We start from the raw sequence: 15,975 nt of genomic DNA, 5'->3' as shown, positions 1-15,975 counted from the left end.
CGATGGCTCGGCGAGTCGTCCCCGTGGCCCGACGCCGGTGTCCGCTGCTCCCGGGCGCGTAATCTTGCCGGGTCGCTCCCGCCCGAGCAGTGCCCGACGTGCCGAAGGATCCGCCTCATGTCCCCCACCGATCACCCCGTCCCGCCTGCCGCGGCTGGTACCGATCATGACCCGCGCCTGAGCCGGCCCTGGCCCGCCCTGTGGTCGATCGTGCTGGGGTTCTTCATGATCCTGGTGGACACCACCATCGTCACCGTCGCGATCCCCCGCATGCAGGAGGATCTGGACACCGATCTGCCCTCCCTGCTGTGGGTGACCAGTGCCTATCTGCTCGCCTATGCCGTGCCGCTGCTGATCACCGGACGCCTGGGCGACCGCTTCGGGATGAAGGCGATGTACATGGCGGGCCTGGCCGTGTTCACGGCCTCGAGCCTGTGGTGCGGGCTGTCCGGGAGCGTTCAGATGCTGATCCTGGCGCGGGTGGTGCAGGGGCTCGGCGCCGGGATGATGACCCCGCAGACGATGTCCATGATCACCCGGATGTTCGCCCCGGCCGATCGCGGCCAGGCCCTGGCCCTGTGGGGCGCGACCGCCGGGGTCGCCACGCTGGTGGGGCCGATCGCAGGCGGCCTGCTGGTGGACGGGCCCGGCTGGGAGTGGATCTTCTTCGTCAACGTGCCCGTCGGCGTGATCGGCCTGCTGCTGGCCGGACGCAATGTGCCCCGCTTCGCGCGGCGCGTGCACTCCTTCGACTGGCTCGGCGTGGTGCTCTCCGCGGCCGGGCTGTTCCTGCTCGTCTTCGGCATCCAGGAGGGCACCTCCTACGACTGGGGCAGGATCACCGACTCCCTGCGGATCGGCCCGCTGGAGACGCAGGTGCCGATCAGCGTGCCCGGTCTGATCATCGCCGGGGCCGTGATCATGACGACGTTCATCGTCTGGCAGGCGCTGAACCGTCGAGAGCCGCTGGTGCCGCTGGGCCTGTTCCGTGACCGGAACTTCTCGGTCGCGAACATCGCGATCGCGATGATGGGGGCCATCGTGCTCACGCTGTCCTTCCCGATCACGCTGTTCTTCCAGCGGGTGCTGGGGATGTCCCCCACCGAGGCGGCGCTGATGACGGCGCCGATGGCGATCGTGTCCCTGGTCCTCGCCCCGCTGGTGGGCAGGACCATGACCCGCTACGACCCCCGGTGGATGGCCGTGGGCGGTTTCGCCTCGCTCGCCGCCGGGCTCGCCTGGCTCGCCGCCCTGATGCGGCCCGACGCCTCGGTGGTACTGCTGCTGGTGCCCTTCGTGCTGGTGGGCCTCGGCAACGCCCTGATCTGGGGGCCGCTGTCGCTGACGGCCACCCGCAACCTGGCGCCGTCCCAGGCCGGCGCCGGTTCCGGCGTGTACAACGAGACCCGGCAGATCGGCTCCGTGCTGGGCTCGGCGGGCATCGCGACGGTGATGAACGACCGCCTCGGCGTGCGGATCACCGAAGCGCTCCGGGACGCCCCCGCCGCTGGCCGCGGCATCACCGGTGACAGCTCCCTGCCCACCGGCGGCGACCTGCCCGAGCTCCTGCACGCCCCCTTCGCCGCCGCCATGGCCGATGCGCTGCTGCTGCCGGTGGCACTGTCACTGGTGGGGGTGGTCGCCGCGCTCTTCATCGGCCGCCCCGTGGACTCCGGCGCATGGGCCGAGAACGCCTGAGGCGGAACGGATCACCCGGGGCTCATTCGACCTTCTGCAGGTCCGAGAAGCTGATGATGTAGTCCGGGGAGTCGATCGACATCACCTCGGTGAGGTTCGAGGTGTAGTAGCAGGCGTCGTTCCCCTCGCTGCCGGTCTTCAGCGTCCCCGAGAACCGGACCGTGTCGCCGGGGGCGAGCTCGAGCGCGGCGTCGTACAGCGCATCGCCCTGCTCGATGAGGGTGCTGTCGCTGATGTCCGAGAAGGCGTTGTTCCAGGTGCCGATCTCGATGTCGTCCTCGATCGAGACCACCACCACGGCCTTGCCCTCGCCGTTCGCGTCGACCGTCACCACGGTGCCGACCCATTCCTGCACGGCGCCGTCCGGCACGGTCATGCACATCGTCTCGCTGCGCACGTTGAGGACATTGGCGCGCTGCAGATCCGTCTCCGCGTCCTCGGCATCCGCGCGTCCCTGCTCGACGGCCTCGGACATGGCCTGCTGCGCCGCGGGCACCTCGACGGCCGGTGCCTCGGCGGCGACGGGCTCCTCCTCGGCGGTCGGCTCCTGTGCGGACGGCTCCGCCGCGGCCTCGTCGGCGGGCTCCCCCTCGACCTCGGCGGGCGCCGCGGTCACCACGGCGTCGGGCTCGGGAGCGGCGCTGTCCTCGTCACCGCTGGCCGCATTGACGCTGCTGAAGATCATGCCGAGCACCAGGACGATCGGGGTGACGATCCAGGCGACCTTCTTGCTCCTGTCATAGCCGTCCAACGGCTGACCGGTGCTGTCACGACCACCGGTGAAGATGATGATCAGCAGATCGATCAGCGCCCAGATCCCGGCCCCACCACAGGTGAGGAGCTTGAGGATGCCCAGACCGAGGAAGCCCCGGTAGAAGCGGTCCGCGCCCAGGACGCCGAGGAAGAGCGCCAGCAGCCAGGCCACCACGAAATCCTTCGGCGGCTTCTGCGCCGGGGCGTACGGCCCGGGACCCGCCGGGTACGCACCGGCGGCGAACTGGGTCGCCGTCGGAGCCGCGCCGTATCCCGGATGCGGAGCCCCCGGCGCCTGCTGGCCGAAGCCAGGCTGTGCGCTGTACGGGCCGTTCGGAGAGGGCGGACCGTACGGAGAGGCCCCGAGGGGTGCCTGCGGCGCCGGCTGGGGCTGCTACCCGCCGGGCTGCTGCGGCACCCGGGTGCCGTCGTCGGGGCCCTGCGGCTGAGGCGGGAGGGATGGGGACATGGGTGCTCCTTGGGATGTTCGGGCAGGCGAGCGCGGCCCGGGAAGGGGTGGGGGGTGCCCGGCCGGGCGGCACCGCGAGGGGCGCCGCCGGAGCGATCGAGCTGACTGCATCATCGACGAGGGGTCCGACCGACGGACGCGGACCGGGGCGCGGGGAGGTTCCCGCCCCGATCGGTGCGCCCGTCCACATCCCTCGCACCCCGCTCGCGACCCGTCGGCCCGCCCGCCTAGAGTGGCCTTCATGAGCACCCCGCCTGCCGCCGACCCGATCTCCACGCTCCGCGAGGGCGAGGCCGGGCAGAGCGGCCGCGCTCTGGACATCCTCTCGACGGTCTTCGGCTACGACGCCTTCCGCGGGGACCAGGCAGAGATCATCGAGCAGGTCGCCTCCGGCGGGGACGCGGTGGTGCTGATGCCCACCGGTGGCGGCAAATCGCTCTGCTACCAGATCCCCGCGCTGCTGCGCACGGGCACGGGGATCGTGGTCTCCCCGCTGATCGCGCTGATGGCGGACCAGGTCGCGGCGCTCGAGGCCGTCGGCATCCGCGCCGCGTTCCTGAACTCCACCCTGGACGTCCACGAGGCGCAGGCGGTCGAGCAGCAGCTGCTGGCCGGGGAGCTGGACCTGCTGTACATGGCGCCGGAACGGCTGGTCCTGCCCCGCACCCAGGAGCTGCTGCGCCGCGCGGAGCTGGCCCTGTTCGCGATCGACGAGGCGCATTGCGTCTCGCAATGGGGCCATGACTTCCGCCCCGACTATCTCGGACTCTCGGTGCTCGCCGAGACGTTCCCGCAGGTGCCCCGGATCGCCCTGACCGCGACCGCCACCGAGGCCACCCACCGCGAGCTCACCGAGCGCCTGCAGATGCAGGAGGCGGAGCACTTCGTCTCCAGCTTCGACCGCCCCAACATCCAGTACCGCATCGACCCCAAGGCCGCCCCGCGCGAGCAGCTGCTGAAGCTGATCACCTCCGAGCACGAGGGCGAGTCCGGGATCGTCTACTGCCTCTCCCGCAAAAGCGTCGAGCAGACCGCGGAGGCGCTGGTGGCGCGCGGCATCCCCGCCCTGCCCTACCACGCAGGCCTCGACGCGGCCGTGCGTCAGGATCATCAGGAGCGGTTCCTGCGGGCCGACGGGCTGATCATCGTGGCGACCATCGCCTTCGGGATGGGCATCGACAAGCCGGACGTCCGCTTCGTCGCCCACCTCGACCTGCCCAAATCCCTCGAGGGCTACTACCAGGAGACGGGTCGTGCGGGGCGCGACGGGCAGCCCTCCACCGCTTGGATGGCGTACGGCCTGGGGGACGTGGTCAGCCAGCGGAAGTTCATCGACACCGGTGAGGGCTCCGAGCTGTTCAAGCGCAATGCCCGCTCCCATCTGGACGCGATGCTCGCCCTGTGCGAGACGGTCTCCTGCCGCCGGGTGCAGCTGCTGAGCTACTTCGGGCAGGACGCAGAATTCACGGCCTGCGGCAACTGTGACACCTGCCTGTCCCCGCCGCAGACCTGGGATGCCACCGTGGCGGCGCAGAAGCTGCTCTCGGCGCTGATCCGCCTGGACCGCGAACGGGGCCAGAAGTTCGGCTCCGGGCAGGTCATCGAGGTGCTGCGGGGTCGGGAGAATCAGCGCTCCACCCAGTCCCGCCACCACGAGCTCAGCGTCTGGGGCATCGGCGAGGAGCTCAGCGAGAAGGAGTGGCGCACGGCGATCCGGCAGCTGCTGGCCCGCGGCATCGTCGGCGCCGAGGGCGAGTACGGCGTGCTCGTGCCCGGCCCCCACGCCGGCCCTGTGCTCCGGGGCGAGAGCACCGTCGAACTGGCTGTGGACCGCAGCCCGCAGCGCACCTCGCGCGGGGGCGGTCGCCGGGCGGCAGGCGCCTCCCGCGCCGTCGAGAGCCTCGAGCCGGCCCAGCGGGAGCGCTTCGAAGCGCTGCGCGCCTGGCGCACCTCGGTGGCGAAGGAGAAGCAGATACCGCCGTACATGGTGTTCTCCGACGCCACGCTGGTGGGGATCATCGAGGCCGCCCCGCCGTCGGTGGCGGCGCTCGGCGAGGTCAGCGGCGTGGGCGCGAAGAAGCTCGCCGAGTACGGCGAGGCCGTGCTGGAGGCGCTGGCGGGCGGAGCGGCGTGAGCACGCCGTCGGAGGGTCCGGGACCCTCGGATGCTCCGGATACGCCGCCCCGGCCGTCCCCGGGCGCCCTCCCTCCCCCGGCGGAGTCGGTCTCCCGCGCCGATGCCCGGGCGAACCTGGTGCTCGCGCTCGTGCTGAAGGGCTCGGGCTGCGTGCTCGTCGCGCTGGGGCTGCTCGCCCTGCTGCTCGTCGGTGCTCCCGGCCACGGCGCGCCCGGTCGGGACGCACCGGGCCGTCGCACATCCGCAGGGTGAGCTCTCCGCCTGTCCCACCCCTGCGGGAGACTGGTCCCATGCACAACGACTGGGTGCGCGGCACCTGCCCCTGCTGCGGCGGCGACCAGGTGATCCACCGTGTGATCGGCATGCCCACGGCCGAGGCGCACGAGACCGCCCCGGCATGGGTGGACTGGGCGGGCTGCACGGGACTCGGCCCCGACCGCAGCTGCGAGGAGTGCGCACACACCTGGTGGGCGGAGGACGTCGGCGCCGCCGAGGAGGACGGGGACCGGGGCGAGGGCGACGACGAGGCGCCCGGCGAGCTGGCTCCCCTGCGTGTGGTGGGCGCCGTGCTCGTGCGCGATCAGCAGATCCTCACCGCACGGCGCGCGCCGAGCAGGAGCTCCGCCGGCCTCTGGGAGTTCCCCGGCGGGAAGATCGAACCGGGCGAGTCCCCGCAGCAGGCGCTGGTGCGGGAGCTCCGCGAGGAGCTCGGCATCGAGGTCGAGGTGGGTTGGCTGATCGGGCGGGGCGAGGCGGATCTCGGCGACCGCGTCCTCCATCTCGACTGCTACTGGGCCCGACCGATCGCCGCCCGGCCCACCTCGAGCACCGACCACGACCGTCTGGAGTGGGTGGACCGTGGCGCTCTGCGCGAGCGGGAATGGGCCGGCCCCGACGTGCCGATCGTGGAGAGGATCGTCGCCGGGGCCGCGCCGCAGTTCCGCGAGCGCTGAGCACGGGGAGCAGTGTGCAGCGACGCTGCGCCCGCGCGCTGCGTCGACCGCGCCCTACTCGGCAGGCCAGGCGCCGGGGATCTGTCGCACCGCGTCGTCCCGTCGGCCGGTCACCGCGATCGGCTGCAATCCGTTGTGCGGGGTGAACCCGGGCGGGATCGCCCCGTCACGGCCGATCGCGTGCAGCACGGCATCGGCGATGACGGCGGATCGGCGATGGGAGAAGATGTACAGCGACTTCCGCGTCGGGCGGCGGTGGGACAGTTCGCGCTGTGCGTGGACGTCAGCGCCCCAGGGGCCGTTGAAGACCACGGCGCCGACCCCGACCGCGCCCGGGAACGTCTTGAACTGGAAGAAGAAGAACGGCAGCCCCAGCTCACGGGCGGCCGTCGCACCGCTCGAGACCACGGCCACCGTCCGCGGATCGATCTCGCGCCCCGCGATCACATAGCTCGGGCTCAGCGGGAGGCCCGGGATCAGCCGTCCCATGATCACCCCGCGCTCGCACACGACGAGTCGGGCATCGATCGTGAACAGATACACCCCGAGCATGAGCAGCGCGAGGACGAGGGTGAGGCCGACGGTCAGCGCCAGATGCTCCCCGGGGCTCAGCACCAGCAGCAGCCAGACCAGGAGGACGACGCCGCCCAGGAACAGCGGGAGCAACGGGCCGGCACCGACTCGCCAGGATGTCAGCGGTCTGCCGACGAGGTCGCGATGGCGGCCGGCGATGAACCGGGCACGCAGCGGGATCACCGGGACACCGGGGCGTCGTCGGGGCCGTCCTCGGTGAAGAGGTCGGCGACGATCTCCTCCACCCTCTCCGGCGAGACCTGCATGAGCGTGATCTCTTCGCCGTCCACCGACGGCTGCCCGCCGAGGACCTCGGTGGACGTCAGGTGGAAGATCACACGCTTCGCGGCGTCGTCCACCCTGCTGATCATCGATCCGACGGTCAGGGCGCGGGTGTCCGCCAGGCGCGGCCCGAACTCGGGGTGGTCCTCCATCACGGCGGTCGCGATCGTCGTCGGCGGGCCGTCCTGCCCACCGACCCCGGGCTGGTCGATCAGATGGTGCACACGGGCGGGAACCTCGGACTGGGGCATGACCGTGAACATGTGGAGCCCGTCGGCGGTGACCTCTTCCTCGAGCACCACATCATCGACATGCGGGTAGTAGTACAGCCGGTGGATCTGTGAGGGGACCTCGCGCTCGAACCAGACCAGGATCCGACTGGTGCGGCGCAGCACGAGGGCTCCCGCCATCTGCGGCTCGACGGCGACGCTCTGCAGCTTGTCATCAGCCAGCGGGCGGTCCTCCCCCTCGGCGGCCTCGATCTCGCTGATCACGAGGCGACGTGCCATCAGCGAGCGCATCGCGGTCCGCGCGAGGGGGATCCTGGACTCCTCGTCGGGGGCGTGGTCGTCCAGGAACGGCATGGCGGTCATCTGGGTGCTCGTGATCCCCTCGAGGGCCATCAGCTCCTCGTCGGTGAGGACGGCGACGTCACCCACTCCCTTCCGCCCCCGTTCGATGACTCCGGCCGCACACGCGAGCGACCGTTCGTCGAAAGGACCGGTGCCAGCGGTCCGGTCCGTCGGGGTGTCGGTGGTCGAGGACATGCGAGGACTCCGTCGGTCGGGGATCTGGGCGATGGCGTGCTGGGATCAGGCCGCCGGGTTCGGGGCCCCGAGCCCGGGATGCGGGGCGGGCAGGGCGGCAGCTCGTCAGAAGATGCTACCCAGTCCTTCCTTGAGACCGCCCGCCATGTCGGAGATCGCGTCCCCGGCAGCGCCCGCGGCATCGCTGACAGCATCGCCCACGGCCTCGGTCGCGTTCCCGACCGCGTCGGAGACCGCCTTGGAGGGGTCGATGCCGAAGAGCTCGCCGCCCAGGTCGACGAGGTCCATCGCGAGGCTCGCCCCGGTGAGCACCGCGCCGGCCACCGCGAGCGGCGGGAATGCGACGCCCGCGAGCATGAGGGCGCCGCCGGCGACCGAGAGCGCCCCGGAGACCTTGCCATAGCCGTCGTCCGCCGTCATGATCTGCGCCCCTCCGACGAGGATGTCGACGCCGGGGACGAGCTTGCCGAGCACCTTGGACCCCTTGCCCAGCGCCGCCAGACCGTCCGGCCCGAGCTTCTCCCCGATCGCGCTGAGGATCTTCCCTCCCTCGCCGAGCTTCGTGGGGATGCCGTCGACCCACGTGCCCATCGACTCCCACAGCGGGCCCAGGTGCTTCGCTCCGGGGATCTGGCCGGCGATGGAGTTCGCCAGCTTGCCGTACCCCTCGGAGGCCCACTGCATGTAGTTGCGGGTCTTCAGAGAGTTCCAGACCCTGCTGAAATCATCCGGCCCCAGCTTGTACGCGTCCCACAGGCGTTTCATGTCGTCGATCCCGGAGACGATCGAGGATCCGGCCTTGTAGAGCGAGAAGCCCTTCACCCCGACCTTGACAGCATCCCAGAGCATGTCGAGGGCGCCGCCGCCCTCATGCGACGCCTCGTCCTGCTCCTCGGCATGCTGCTCGAGCAGCTGGCGCCGTCCGCTCGTGTCCGAGGACACGGAGCCCAGGCGCGGCCCGATCTCCGAGCTCCAGGTGTCCCGCAGCTGCTCGGCGTCCGGCCCCTGCCAGATGGACGGATCCATCACGGCCACCGTGAGCTGGCGCTCGATCTCCCCGAGCCGCCTCCCGGCGTCGCGGAAACGGTCCCCCATCTCCCTCAGAGCTTCGGTGTCGGCACCGTAGAACGTCATGTCTTCCCTACCGTCGCAGTTGTCCTCGCACAGGGCAGACTATGAACCCCGCGGCGGACGCGCCATGGGGAGAGGTCCCCATGCCCGGTCCGGCGGGCCGCATCGCCGTGACGTGAGCGAAGAGCAGGCGGATCAGTCCGCCGCACCGCCCCACTCCGCGATGAACGCCTCGCGCCGCTTCTCCTGCTCGACCGGATCCGGCACCGGCAGGGAGGCGATCAGCTTGCGGGTGTACTCGTGCTGCGGCCGCTGCAGCACGTCGGGCCCGTGGCCCTGCTCGACCAGGTCGCCGCGGAACAGCACGCCGATCCGGTGGGCGAGGGTGTCGACCACCGCCAGGTCGTGGCTGATGAACAGCGCCGCGAAGTGCAGCCGCTCCTGCAGGTCCCGGAACAGGTCCAGCACCGTCGCCTGCACCGAGACGTCCAGCGCACTGGTGGGCTCGTCGGCGACCAGCAGCTCCGGCTCGAGCACCAGGGCCCGGGCCAGGGAGATGCGCTGGCGCTGCCCGCCGGAGAGCTCGTGGGGGAAGCGTCCGGCGTAGTGGCCGGGCAGCTCCACCGCCTCCAGGAAGGAGCGCACCTGCTGGCTGCGGGCTGCCGGGCTCAGCTGCGGCTCGTGCACCACCAGCGGCTCGGCGATGCACTGCTCGATGGTCAGGTGCGGGTTGAAGGAGGTGGCCGGGTCCTGGAACACGAAACCGATCCGGCGGCGCAGCGGCTTGAAGGCCTTCTCCCGCATCCCGTTCATCTCGTGGCCCAGCACGCTCAGGCTGCCGCCGGTGGTGCGCTCCAGGCCGGCGATCGCACGGCCGATGGTGGTCTTGCCGGAGCCCGACTCCCCCACCAGCCCGTACACCTCGCCGGCGCGGATCTCGAAGTCCACGCCCTTGACCGCCCGGAACGGCGGCTTGCCCAGCCGGCCCGGGTACTCGATGACCAGGTCCTTCGCCACCACCACCGGTTCCGCCTCCTCCAGGGCGGACTGCCGCTCCGGCGACAGCGCGGTCCAGGCGGAGTTGCGGCCCAGATGCGGCACCGCCGCGAGCAGCTTCTTGGTGTAGGCCTGCTGCGGGGCGGCGAACAGCTCCCGCGATGTGGCCCGCTCGATGATCTCCCCGCGATACATCACCGCGACCGAGTCGGCGAGATCCGCGACCACGCCCATGTTGTGGGTGATCACGATGACCGCGGTGCCGAAGCGGTCGCGCACGTCCCGCAGCAGCTCCAGGATCTCCGCCTGCACCGTGACGTCCAGGGCGGTGGTGGGCTCGTCGGCGACGATCAGCTCCGCGCCCAGCGCCAGCGCCATGGCGATCATGATGCGCTGCTTCTGCCCGCCGGAGAACTCGTGCGGGTAACGGTCGATGCGCTCGGTCGCGTCCGGGATCCCCACCGATTCGAGGGCCTTCACGGCCTCGGCGCGGATCTGCTTGCGGGTGATCTTCGGGCGATGCGCGCGCAGGCCCTCGCCGATCTGCCACCAGATCGGGAAGACCGGGTTCATGGCGCTGGAGGGTTCCTGGAAGATCATCGAGACGTCCTCGCCGCGCAGGGCGCGCAGCTGCGCCTGCGACAGGCCCACCAGGTCGGTGCCGGAGACGATCACCGCGCCGGAGGCCTCGGCCGTCTCCGGCAGCAGGCCCAGCACGGAGCGGGCGGTGACGGACTTGCCGGAGCCGGACTCGCCGACGATCGCGAGGATCTCCCCCGGAGCGACCTCGAGGCTCACCCCGTCGACCGCGTGGACGTCCCCGCCGTCCGTGGCGAAGTGGATGTCGAGGTCTCGGATGGTCAGGCGGGTGTCGCTGCTCGTGTCGGTCATGCCGCCACCTTCTTCCTGGCGCCGCGGCGCCGGCGACGGGTGCGCAGGCGCGGATCGTTGAGATCGTTGATGGACTCGCCCACCAGGGTCACCCCGAGCACGGCCAGCGCGATCGCGAGACCCGGGAACATCCCGGTCCACCAGATCCCGCTGGTCGCGTCGGCCATCGCCCGGTTGAGGTCATAGCCCCACTCGGCGGCGCTGGTGGGCTCGATGCCGAAGCCCAGGAAGCCCAGCGCGGCCAGGGTGAGGATCGACTCGGAGGCGTTGAGGGTGAAGATCAGCGGCAGGGTGCGGGTGGCGTTGCGCAGCAGGTGCGTGCCCATGATGCGGCGATGCCCGGTGCCCACCACCTTCGCGGCCTCCACGAAGGGCTCGGCCTTCAGCCGCACCACCTCGGCGCGGATCACGCGGAAGTACTGCGGGATGAACACCACCGTGATCGAGATGGCGGCGGCGAGGATGCCGGACCAGGCGCCCGACTGGCCACCGGAGATGGTGATCGACATGACGATCGCCAGCAGCAGCGCGGGGAAGGCGTAGACGGCGTCGGCGACCATCACCAGCACCCGGTCCAGCCAGCCGCCGACGTAGCCGGACAGCAGCCCCAGCGCCACCCCGAGGAACAGCGAGGCGGTGACGGCGCAGGCCATCACCGCGACCGCGGTGCGGGTCCCCCAGATCACGCGGGAGAGCACATCGAAGCCGGTCACGGTGGTGCCCAGCGGGTGCGCCGCCGACGGCGGCTGCTGGGTGCCGAAGCGCACTCCGTCCACCGAGGTCTGTGCGAAGCCGTAGGGCGCGATCAGCGGCGCCGCCAGCGCGGACAGCAGCAGCACCACCACCAGCACCACGCCGGTGATCAGCATGCCGCGCTGCAGGCCGACGGAGCCGCGCAGGTGGCTGATGATCGGCAGGCGCAGATACCAGGGGCTGCGGCGCGCGGCAGAGGCGGCACCGGCCTCGGCGGCCAGGTCGGTCGCCCCGGGATCGTCCTCACCGAGGGGGGCAGGGTTCGACAGAGTCATCTCAGTACCTCACTCGGGGGTCGATGAGGGCGGCGATCACGTCGACGACGAAGTTCGAGATCGCGACGATCACGGCGAGCATCATGACGATGCCCTGCACGGCGACGTAGTCGCGGGACTTCATGTACTCGGCGAGCATGTACCCCAGTCCGTTCCACTCGAAGGTGGTCTCGGTCAGCACCGCGCCGCCCAGCATCAGCGCGATCTGCATGCCCATCACGGTGATGATGGGGATCAGTGCGGGCCGCAGGCCGTGCCGGGTGGTCAGGCGGGTCTCGGAGACTCCGCGGGAGCGGGCGGACTCGATGTACTGCATCTCCATCGTGCCGATCATGTTCGTGCGCACCAGGCGCAGGAAGATGCCGCCGGTGAGGATGCCCAGCGCGATCGCCGGCAGGACCGCGTGGCTGAGCGCGTCCACGATCAGCTCCGTGTTCCCCAGCCGCAGCGCGTCCAGCAGGTAGAACGGGCTGGGGTTCAGGATCTTGCTCATCGTGATCTGTCCCCCGGTGGACAGCCGTCCGGCCACCGGCAGCCAGCCCAGGCCCACGGAGAAGATCAGCTTCAGCAGCAGGCCCACGAAGAACACCGGGGTGGCGTAGCCGAGGATCGCCACGATCCGCAGCACCGCGTCCGGCCAGCGGTCGCGGGTGCGGGCGGCGATCATGCCCAGCGGCACGCCCAGCAGCAGCGCCACCACCAGCGAGTACAGCACGAGTTCGAGGGTGGCCGCACCGTAGGTGGTCAGCACCTCGGAGACCGGGGTGTTGTCGGAGTACGTGGTGCCGAAGTCGCCGCGCAGCACTCCCCACAGGTAGTCGAAGTACTGCACGATCAGCGGCCGGTCGTAGCCGGCCTCGGCGCGTCTCTCGGCGAGCTGATCGGGCGTGAGACGACCGCCCAGGGCGGCCGTGATGGGGTCGCCGGTGATCCTCATCAGGAAGAACACCATCGTCATCAGGATGAAGATGGTGGGGATGATCAGGAGGAAGCGGACCAGGACGTAGCGGCCGAGGCCCCCCGACGCACGCTTGCTCGTGCGACGGGGGGCATCCTCGACCTCGTTCTCGAGGGCAGTGCTCACTTCGACAGCGGCGAGACGCGGAACTTGAAGGACGAGTCCAGGGTGACACCCTGGACCTCCGCGGTGGACACCGCGATCTGGGCGCCCTGCAGCAGCGGCAGGGTGGAGATCTCCTCGGCCACCAGATCCTGGATCTCGACGAACAGCGCCTCGCGCTCGGCGGGGTCCTGGGTGCCGCGCTGCTGGGTGATCAGCTCATCGACCTCGGGGTTCGAATAGTGGTTGCCCAGGAAGTTCTCGGTCGCGAAGAACGGCGAGAGGTAGTTGTCCGCATCCGAGTAGTCCGGGAACCAGCCCAGCTGATACGCGGGGTAGACATCGTTGACGCGGTCCTTGGAGTACTGGACCCACTCGGTGGACTGGAGGTCCACGGCGAACAGCCCGTCGGCCTCGAGCTGGTTCTTCACGGCGGCGTACTCGTCACCGGAGGAGTTGCCGTAGTGGTCCGGGTTGTACTGCAGGCTGAGCTGGACCGGGGTCTCGACGCCGGCGTCCTCGAGCCGCGTGCGGGCACGCTCGGGATCGGGGCCGCCGGAGCCGTCGCCGTACATGTCCTTGAACTGGGTGCCGGAGCCCGGCAGCCCCTCGGGGATGTAGGAGTACAGCGGGGTGTAGGTGCCGTTGTAGACGGTCTCCGAGATCGCCTCGCGGTCCAGCAGGTCCGCCACGGCCTGGCGCACGGCCTGCGCCTTGGCGGGGTCCGGGTTCTCGGTCTCCGCACCATAGGGGTTGGTGTTGAAGTTGAACACGATGTAGCGGATCTCGCCGCCCGGGCCGTTGTGCACGGTGACCGCGTCATCGGCCTCGAGATCGGCGATGTCGGTGGCGGACAGGGAGCGCCACACGCAGTCGATGTTGCCCTCCTGGATGTCCAGCTTCATGTTGTTCTGGTCGGCGTAGTAGGACATCACCACCGAGGGGGTCGACGGCGTGCCGAACAGGCCCTGGTAGTTGTCGAAGGCCTCGTAGGTGACCAGTTCGTTGATCTTCCAGCTCGAGATCGTGTACGGGCCGGAGAAGGCCTCGGCGGCGACGATCTCGTTGTCCGGCAGCACCGCGTCGGCGGGGAACACATCGGCGTCGACGATCGGGCCCACCGGGCTGGTCAGGACGTACGGGAAGGTCTGATCGTTGGGCTCCTTGAGGTGGAACTCGACGGTGAGGTCGTCGACGATCTCGACGGTATCGAGATTGCCCAGCAGGCTGGAAGGGCCCGAGGGATCGTCGATGGCGCGGGTGCGGTCGAAGGTGTGCTTGACGTCCTCGCTGGTCAGCTCGTTGCCGTTGGCGAAGGTCAGACCCTCCTTGAGCTTGACGGTGAAGACCGTGTCGCTGGTGAACTCGGCACTCTCGGCGAGATCCGGCTCGGGGCGTCCGTCCTCGGAGCCGAGGGCGACCGACAGCAGGTAGCCGTAGCACTGCGTCCACACGGTCGAGGAGCCGTTGTCGTAGGCGGCCGCCGGGTCCAGGGCGGTGACCTTGTCGGTGGTGCCGACGGTCAGGGTCCCGCCGCCGCCGTCGGAACCGCCGGAGCCGCCGCCGTCGTCGGTGGTCTGGGCGCAGGCGGACAGCAGGACGGGCACGCCGGCCATCGACAGCAGCACGGCGCGGCGCTTGGGGGTGAAAGCGGCATCGAACATGGGGTCCTCCTGGAGGTGAGGAAGACGCCGCGGGGATCACGACGTCGTGAACTGGGGCACCCGAGGTGACGGGGTGCACCCATTGTGCCCCGCAACTTAACAGCCCGCCCCCGCGCCGACCGACCTCCGGATCATCGTGACGGGCGCCGTGACCGAACCGTGATCCCGGGGAGGTTCAGTCCTGGTTCCACCACCGCAGCACCCGCAACGCCTGCATCGTCAGCCAGGGCGACGGCTGGCCGACGCCCACGTCGATCTCGAACCACACCTCGCCGGGCAGCACATGCTGCTGCAGCCAGGTCCCATCGGCCTGCTGCGCGTCCTGCACCATCTGCACCGCCTCCTGCATCCGGGAGTCGCGGCGATCGACCTCGCGGAAATGGTCCAGTGCCCGCAGCGCCGTATAGATGTGCCGCGGCGGATACAGGAAGTGGTCCACCCAGGGGCCCACGATCTCGCCGCTGCTCAGGCGCCGGGTCAGGTTCCGCTGCAGCAGGTACTCCTCCCCCGCGCGCTGGACCTCGCGGGAGGCGTCGGTGCCCCCGGTGCGGCGTTCGTGATCATGCAGTGCCCGCAGCGCGTTCAGGGTCGAGTGGAAGCTCGCGCGCGTGGACCCGTTCTCCCACTCGCAGTTCCAGCCGCCCTCGTCCATCCGGTGCTCGCAGAACCAGTCCACCAGCGACTCGACATCCGCGCCCAGCCAGAGCCCGTTGGACAGGGTCATCGCGTTGATGCAGACATCCGCCTCCCCGCCCCAGTAGGGCAGGGAGGCATCGAACTCCCACCGGGCGTGCTCGGCGAGCTTCGCGACGGTGTCCCGGGCGATCAGCGGGGCGGCGTCCATGCCCCATTCCCGCAGGGTGGTCAGCGACCACGTGGTCGCGGTCCAGGGCTGGCCGGGCAGCTCCCTGCTGGCCGGGTCCTCGAGGAAGCCGGCCGGGAAGAAGGCGCCGCCGGCCCAGAGGCCGGTGGTCGGGTCCTGGTGGGCGAGCAGCGCCGCCCCATAGCCCTCCTGGGAGATCCGGGCGCGGGTGGCCTGCCACTGCTCCGGGGGCGCATCGAGCAGGTCACGCTCGACCTGCCAGCGCAGTGCCGGATCCGTGTCCCGCAGCCAGGTGATCACATCGCTCGGTGCCATCCGGTGATCCTCCTCGTGAACCGGCGCGCGGGCAAGCCCTCATCCGGCCTGCTGCGCCTCCCGCTCCATCCTGTCTCCGCCGGGATCGTCGCCGGCGGGGCCCGTCATAGGGGGTAGGGGCCGAAGCGTGACCAGGCGACGAAGACCGACACCAGCGCCAGCACGATCGACGGCATCGTCGCCGCGACCCCGTCCCCGCGACGGGTGTGCACGAGCGCGGCGAAGACCATGGTGATCGCGAGGCCGGCACCGGCCAGCGGCACCAGCACGGTGGCGACGTCGAGGAGCGCGGGCAGGAGCAGCCCGATCGCCCCGAGGATCTCGAGCACCCCGATCCCGCGGATCACGACCTGCGGGAAGTCCTCGACGTACGGGGTGCGGTCGATCTGCTGGTCACGGGCGGTGACCAGCTTGACCACGCCGGTGACCACGAAGATCGCGGCGAGCAGGAAGGCCAGGATCCACAGCAGCAGGTTCATCGGTGCGCCTCCTTCGA

General features: G+C 70.6%; 14 protein-coding genes. 4 read left to right on the top strand and 10 right to left on the bottom strand.

The genetic code is table 11. The annotated features are described in order from the left end of the window. Positions 1-117 precede the first annotated feature (117 nt). Positions 118-1,698, top strand: coding sequence for a DHA2 family efflux MFS transporter permease subunit (locus ACHUEU_RS02270; protein ID WP_394214258.1), 1,581 nt, complete (start codon positions 118-120; stop codon positions 1,696-1,698). 22 nt (positions 1,699-1,720) lie between these two features. Here the strand turns inward: ACHUEU_RS02270 and ACHUEU_RS02265 are convergent, their stop codons facing one another. Further along, positions 1,721-2,626 carry a TM2 domain-containing protein gene (locus ACHUEU_RS02265; protein ID WP_394214257.1) on the bottom strand — a complete coding sequence of 302 codons (906 nt, stop codon included), beginning with the start codon at positions 2,624-2,626 and terminating at the stop codon, positions 1,721-1,723. 535 nt (positions 2,627-3,161) lie between these two features. Between ACHUEU_RS02265 and recQ the strand changes: the two genes are divergently transcribed. Genes recQ through ACHUEU_RS02250 form a run of 3 tightly spaced genes read left to right on the top strand, consistent with a single transcriptional unit; the run spans position 3,162 to position 6,009 of the window. Beyond that, complete coding sequence (recQ, locus tag ACHUEU_RS02260; RefSeq protein WP_394214256.1) at positions 3,162-5,054, top strand: DNA helicase RecQ; 1,893 nt, start codon at positions 3,162-3,164, stop codon at positions 5,052-5,054. Next, on the top strand, positions 5,051-5,308 hold the full coding sequence (locus ACHUEU_RS02255; protein ID WP_394214255.1) for a hypothetical protein: 258 nt from the start codon (positions 5,051-5,053) through the stop codon (positions 5,306-5,308). The genes recQ and ACHUEU_RS02255 overlap by 4 nt, the downstream gene beginning before the upstream one ends. Before the next feature lie 38 nt (positions 5,309-5,346). Further along, positions 5,347-6,009, top strand: a complete 663-nt coding sequence (locus tag ACHUEU_RS02250; protein WP_394214254.1) for a (deoxy)nucleoside triphosphate pyrophosphohydrolase — start codon at positions 5,347-5,349, stop codon at positions 6,007-6,009. A gap of 54 nt (positions 6,010-6,063) precedes the next feature. Here the strand turns inward: ACHUEU_RS02250 and ACHUEU_RS02245 are convergent, their stop codons facing one another. From ACHUEU_RS02245 to ACHUEU_RS02205, 9 genes are all read right to left on the bottom strand, one after another. Continuing rightward, entirely contained in the window at positions 6,064-6,765 is a 702-nt protein-coding gene (locus ACHUEU_RS02245) for a hypothetical protein (protein ID WP_394214253.1), read from the bottom strand. Beyond that, on the bottom strand, positions 6,762-7,631 hold the full coding sequence (locus ACHUEU_RS02240) for a hypothetical protein (RefSeq protein WP_394214252.1): 870 nt from the start codon (positions 7,629-7,631) through the stop codon (positions 6,762-6,764). Before ACHUEU_RS02240 ends, ACHUEU_RS02245 begins: the two co-directional genes overlap by 4 nt. Before the next feature lie 105 nt (positions 7,632-7,736). Continuing rightward, positions 7,737-8,765 carry a hypothetical protein gene (locus tag ACHUEU_RS02235; RefSeq protein WP_394214251.1) on the bottom strand — a complete coding sequence of 343 codons (1,029 nt, stop codon included), beginning with the start codon at positions 8,763-8,765 and terminating at the stop codon, positions 7,737-7,739. Between the two features lie 132 nt (positions 8,766-8,897). Continuing rightward, a complete protein-coding gene (locus ACHUEU_RS02230) occupies positions 8,898-10,589 on the bottom strand; it encodes an ABC transporter ATP-binding protein (RefSeq protein WP_394214250.1) in 1,692 nt (563 codons plus the stop codon). Continuing rightward, positions 10,586-11,617 (bottom strand): ABC transporter permease, encoded by a 1,032-nt coding sequence (locus ACHUEU_RS02225; protein WP_394214249.1) that lies wholly within the window; start codon positions 11,615-11,617, stop codon positions 10,586-10,588. Before ACHUEU_RS02225 ends, ACHUEU_RS02230 begins: the two co-directional genes overlap by 4 nt. A gap of 1 nt (position 11,618) precedes the next feature. Beyond that, on the bottom strand, positions 11,619-12,701 hold the full coding sequence (locus ACHUEU_RS02220) for an ABC transporter permease (RefSeq protein ID WP_394214248.1): 1,083 nt from the start codon (positions 12,699-12,701) through the stop codon (positions 11,619-11,621). Then, the gene (locus tag ACHUEU_RS02215; RefSeq protein WP_394214247.1) at positions 12,698-14,341 is read right to left on the bottom strand and encodes an ABC transporter substrate-binding protein; all 1,644 of its coding nucleotides are present in this window, start codon (positions 14,339-14,341) and stop codon (positions 12,698-12,700) included. The genes ACHUEU_RS02220 and ACHUEU_RS02215 overlap by 4 nt, the downstream gene beginning before the upstream one ends. Before the next feature lie 175 nt (positions 14,342-14,516). Then, positions 14,517-15,479 carry a squalene cyclase gene (locus tag ACHUEU_RS02210; RefSeq protein WP_394214245.1) on the bottom strand — a complete coding sequence of 321 codons (963 nt, stop codon included), beginning with the start codon at positions 15,477-15,479 and terminating at the stop codon, positions 14,517-14,519. 104 nt (positions 15,480-15,583) lie between these two features. After that, entirely contained in the window at positions 15,584-15,958 is a 375-nt protein-coding gene (locus ACHUEU_RS02205) for a DoxX family protein (RefSeq protein ID WP_394214244.1), read from the bottom strand. Positions 15,959-15,975 lie beyond the last annotated feature (17 nt).

The sequence above is a fragment of the Brachybacterium vulturis genome (genome assembly GCF_043641765.1).
In the GTDB taxonomy this organism is placed as follows: domain Bacteria; phylum Actinomycetota; class Actinomycetes; order Actinomycetales; family Dermabacteraceae; genus Brachybacterium; species Brachybacterium vulturis_A.
The sequence above is the reverse complement of the archived record's forward strand: the minus strand, read 5'-3'. Positions and strand labels throughout refer to the sequence as shown.

What these genes read in the sequence shown, in the direction of transcription:
- ACHUEU_RS02270 (WP_394214258.1), top strand. Translation starts at nt 118, where the DNA reads ATGTCCCCCACCGATCACCCCGTCCCGCCTGCCGCGGCTGGTACCGAT.
- recQ (WP_394214256.1), top strand. Translation starts at nt 3,162, where the DNA reads ATGAGCACCCCGCCTGCCGCCGACCCGATCTCCACGCTCCGCGAGGGC.
- ACHUEU_RS02250 (WP_394214254.1), top strand. Translation starts at nt 5,347, where the DNA reads ATGCACAACGACTGGGTGCGCGGCACCTGCCCCTGCTGCGGCGGCGAC.
- ACHUEU_RS02240 (WP_394214252.1), bottom strand. Translation starts at nt 7,631, where the DNA reads ATGTCCTCGACCACCGACACCCCGACGGACCGGACCGCTGGCACCGGT.
- ACHUEU_RS02235 (WP_394214251.1), bottom strand. Translation starts at nt 8,765, where the DNA reads ATGACGTTCTACGGTGCCGACACCGAAGCTCTGAGGGAGATGGGGGAC.
- ACHUEU_RS02230 (WP_394214250.1), bottom strand. Translation starts at nt 10,589, where the DNA reads ATGACCGACACGAGCAGCGACACCCGCCTGACCATCCGAGACCTCGAC.
- ACHUEU_RS02225 (WP_394214249.1), bottom strand. Translation starts at nt 11,617, where the DNA reads ATGACTCTGTCGAACCCTGCCCCCCTCGGTGAGGACGATCCCGGGGCG.
- ACHUEU_RS02215 (WP_394214247.1), bottom strand. Translation starts at nt 14,341, where the DNA reads ATGTTCGATGCCGCTTTCACCCCCAAGCGCCGCGCCGTGCTGCTGTCG.
- ACHUEU_RS02210 (WP_394214245.1), bottom strand. Translation starts at nt 15,479, where the DNA reads ATGGCACCGAGCGATGTGATCACCTGGCTGCGGGACACGGATCCGGCA.
- ACHUEU_RS02205 (WP_394214244.1), bottom strand. Translation starts at nt 15,958, where the DNA reads ATGAACCTGCTGCTGTGGATCCTGGCCTTCCTGCTCGCCGCGATCTTC.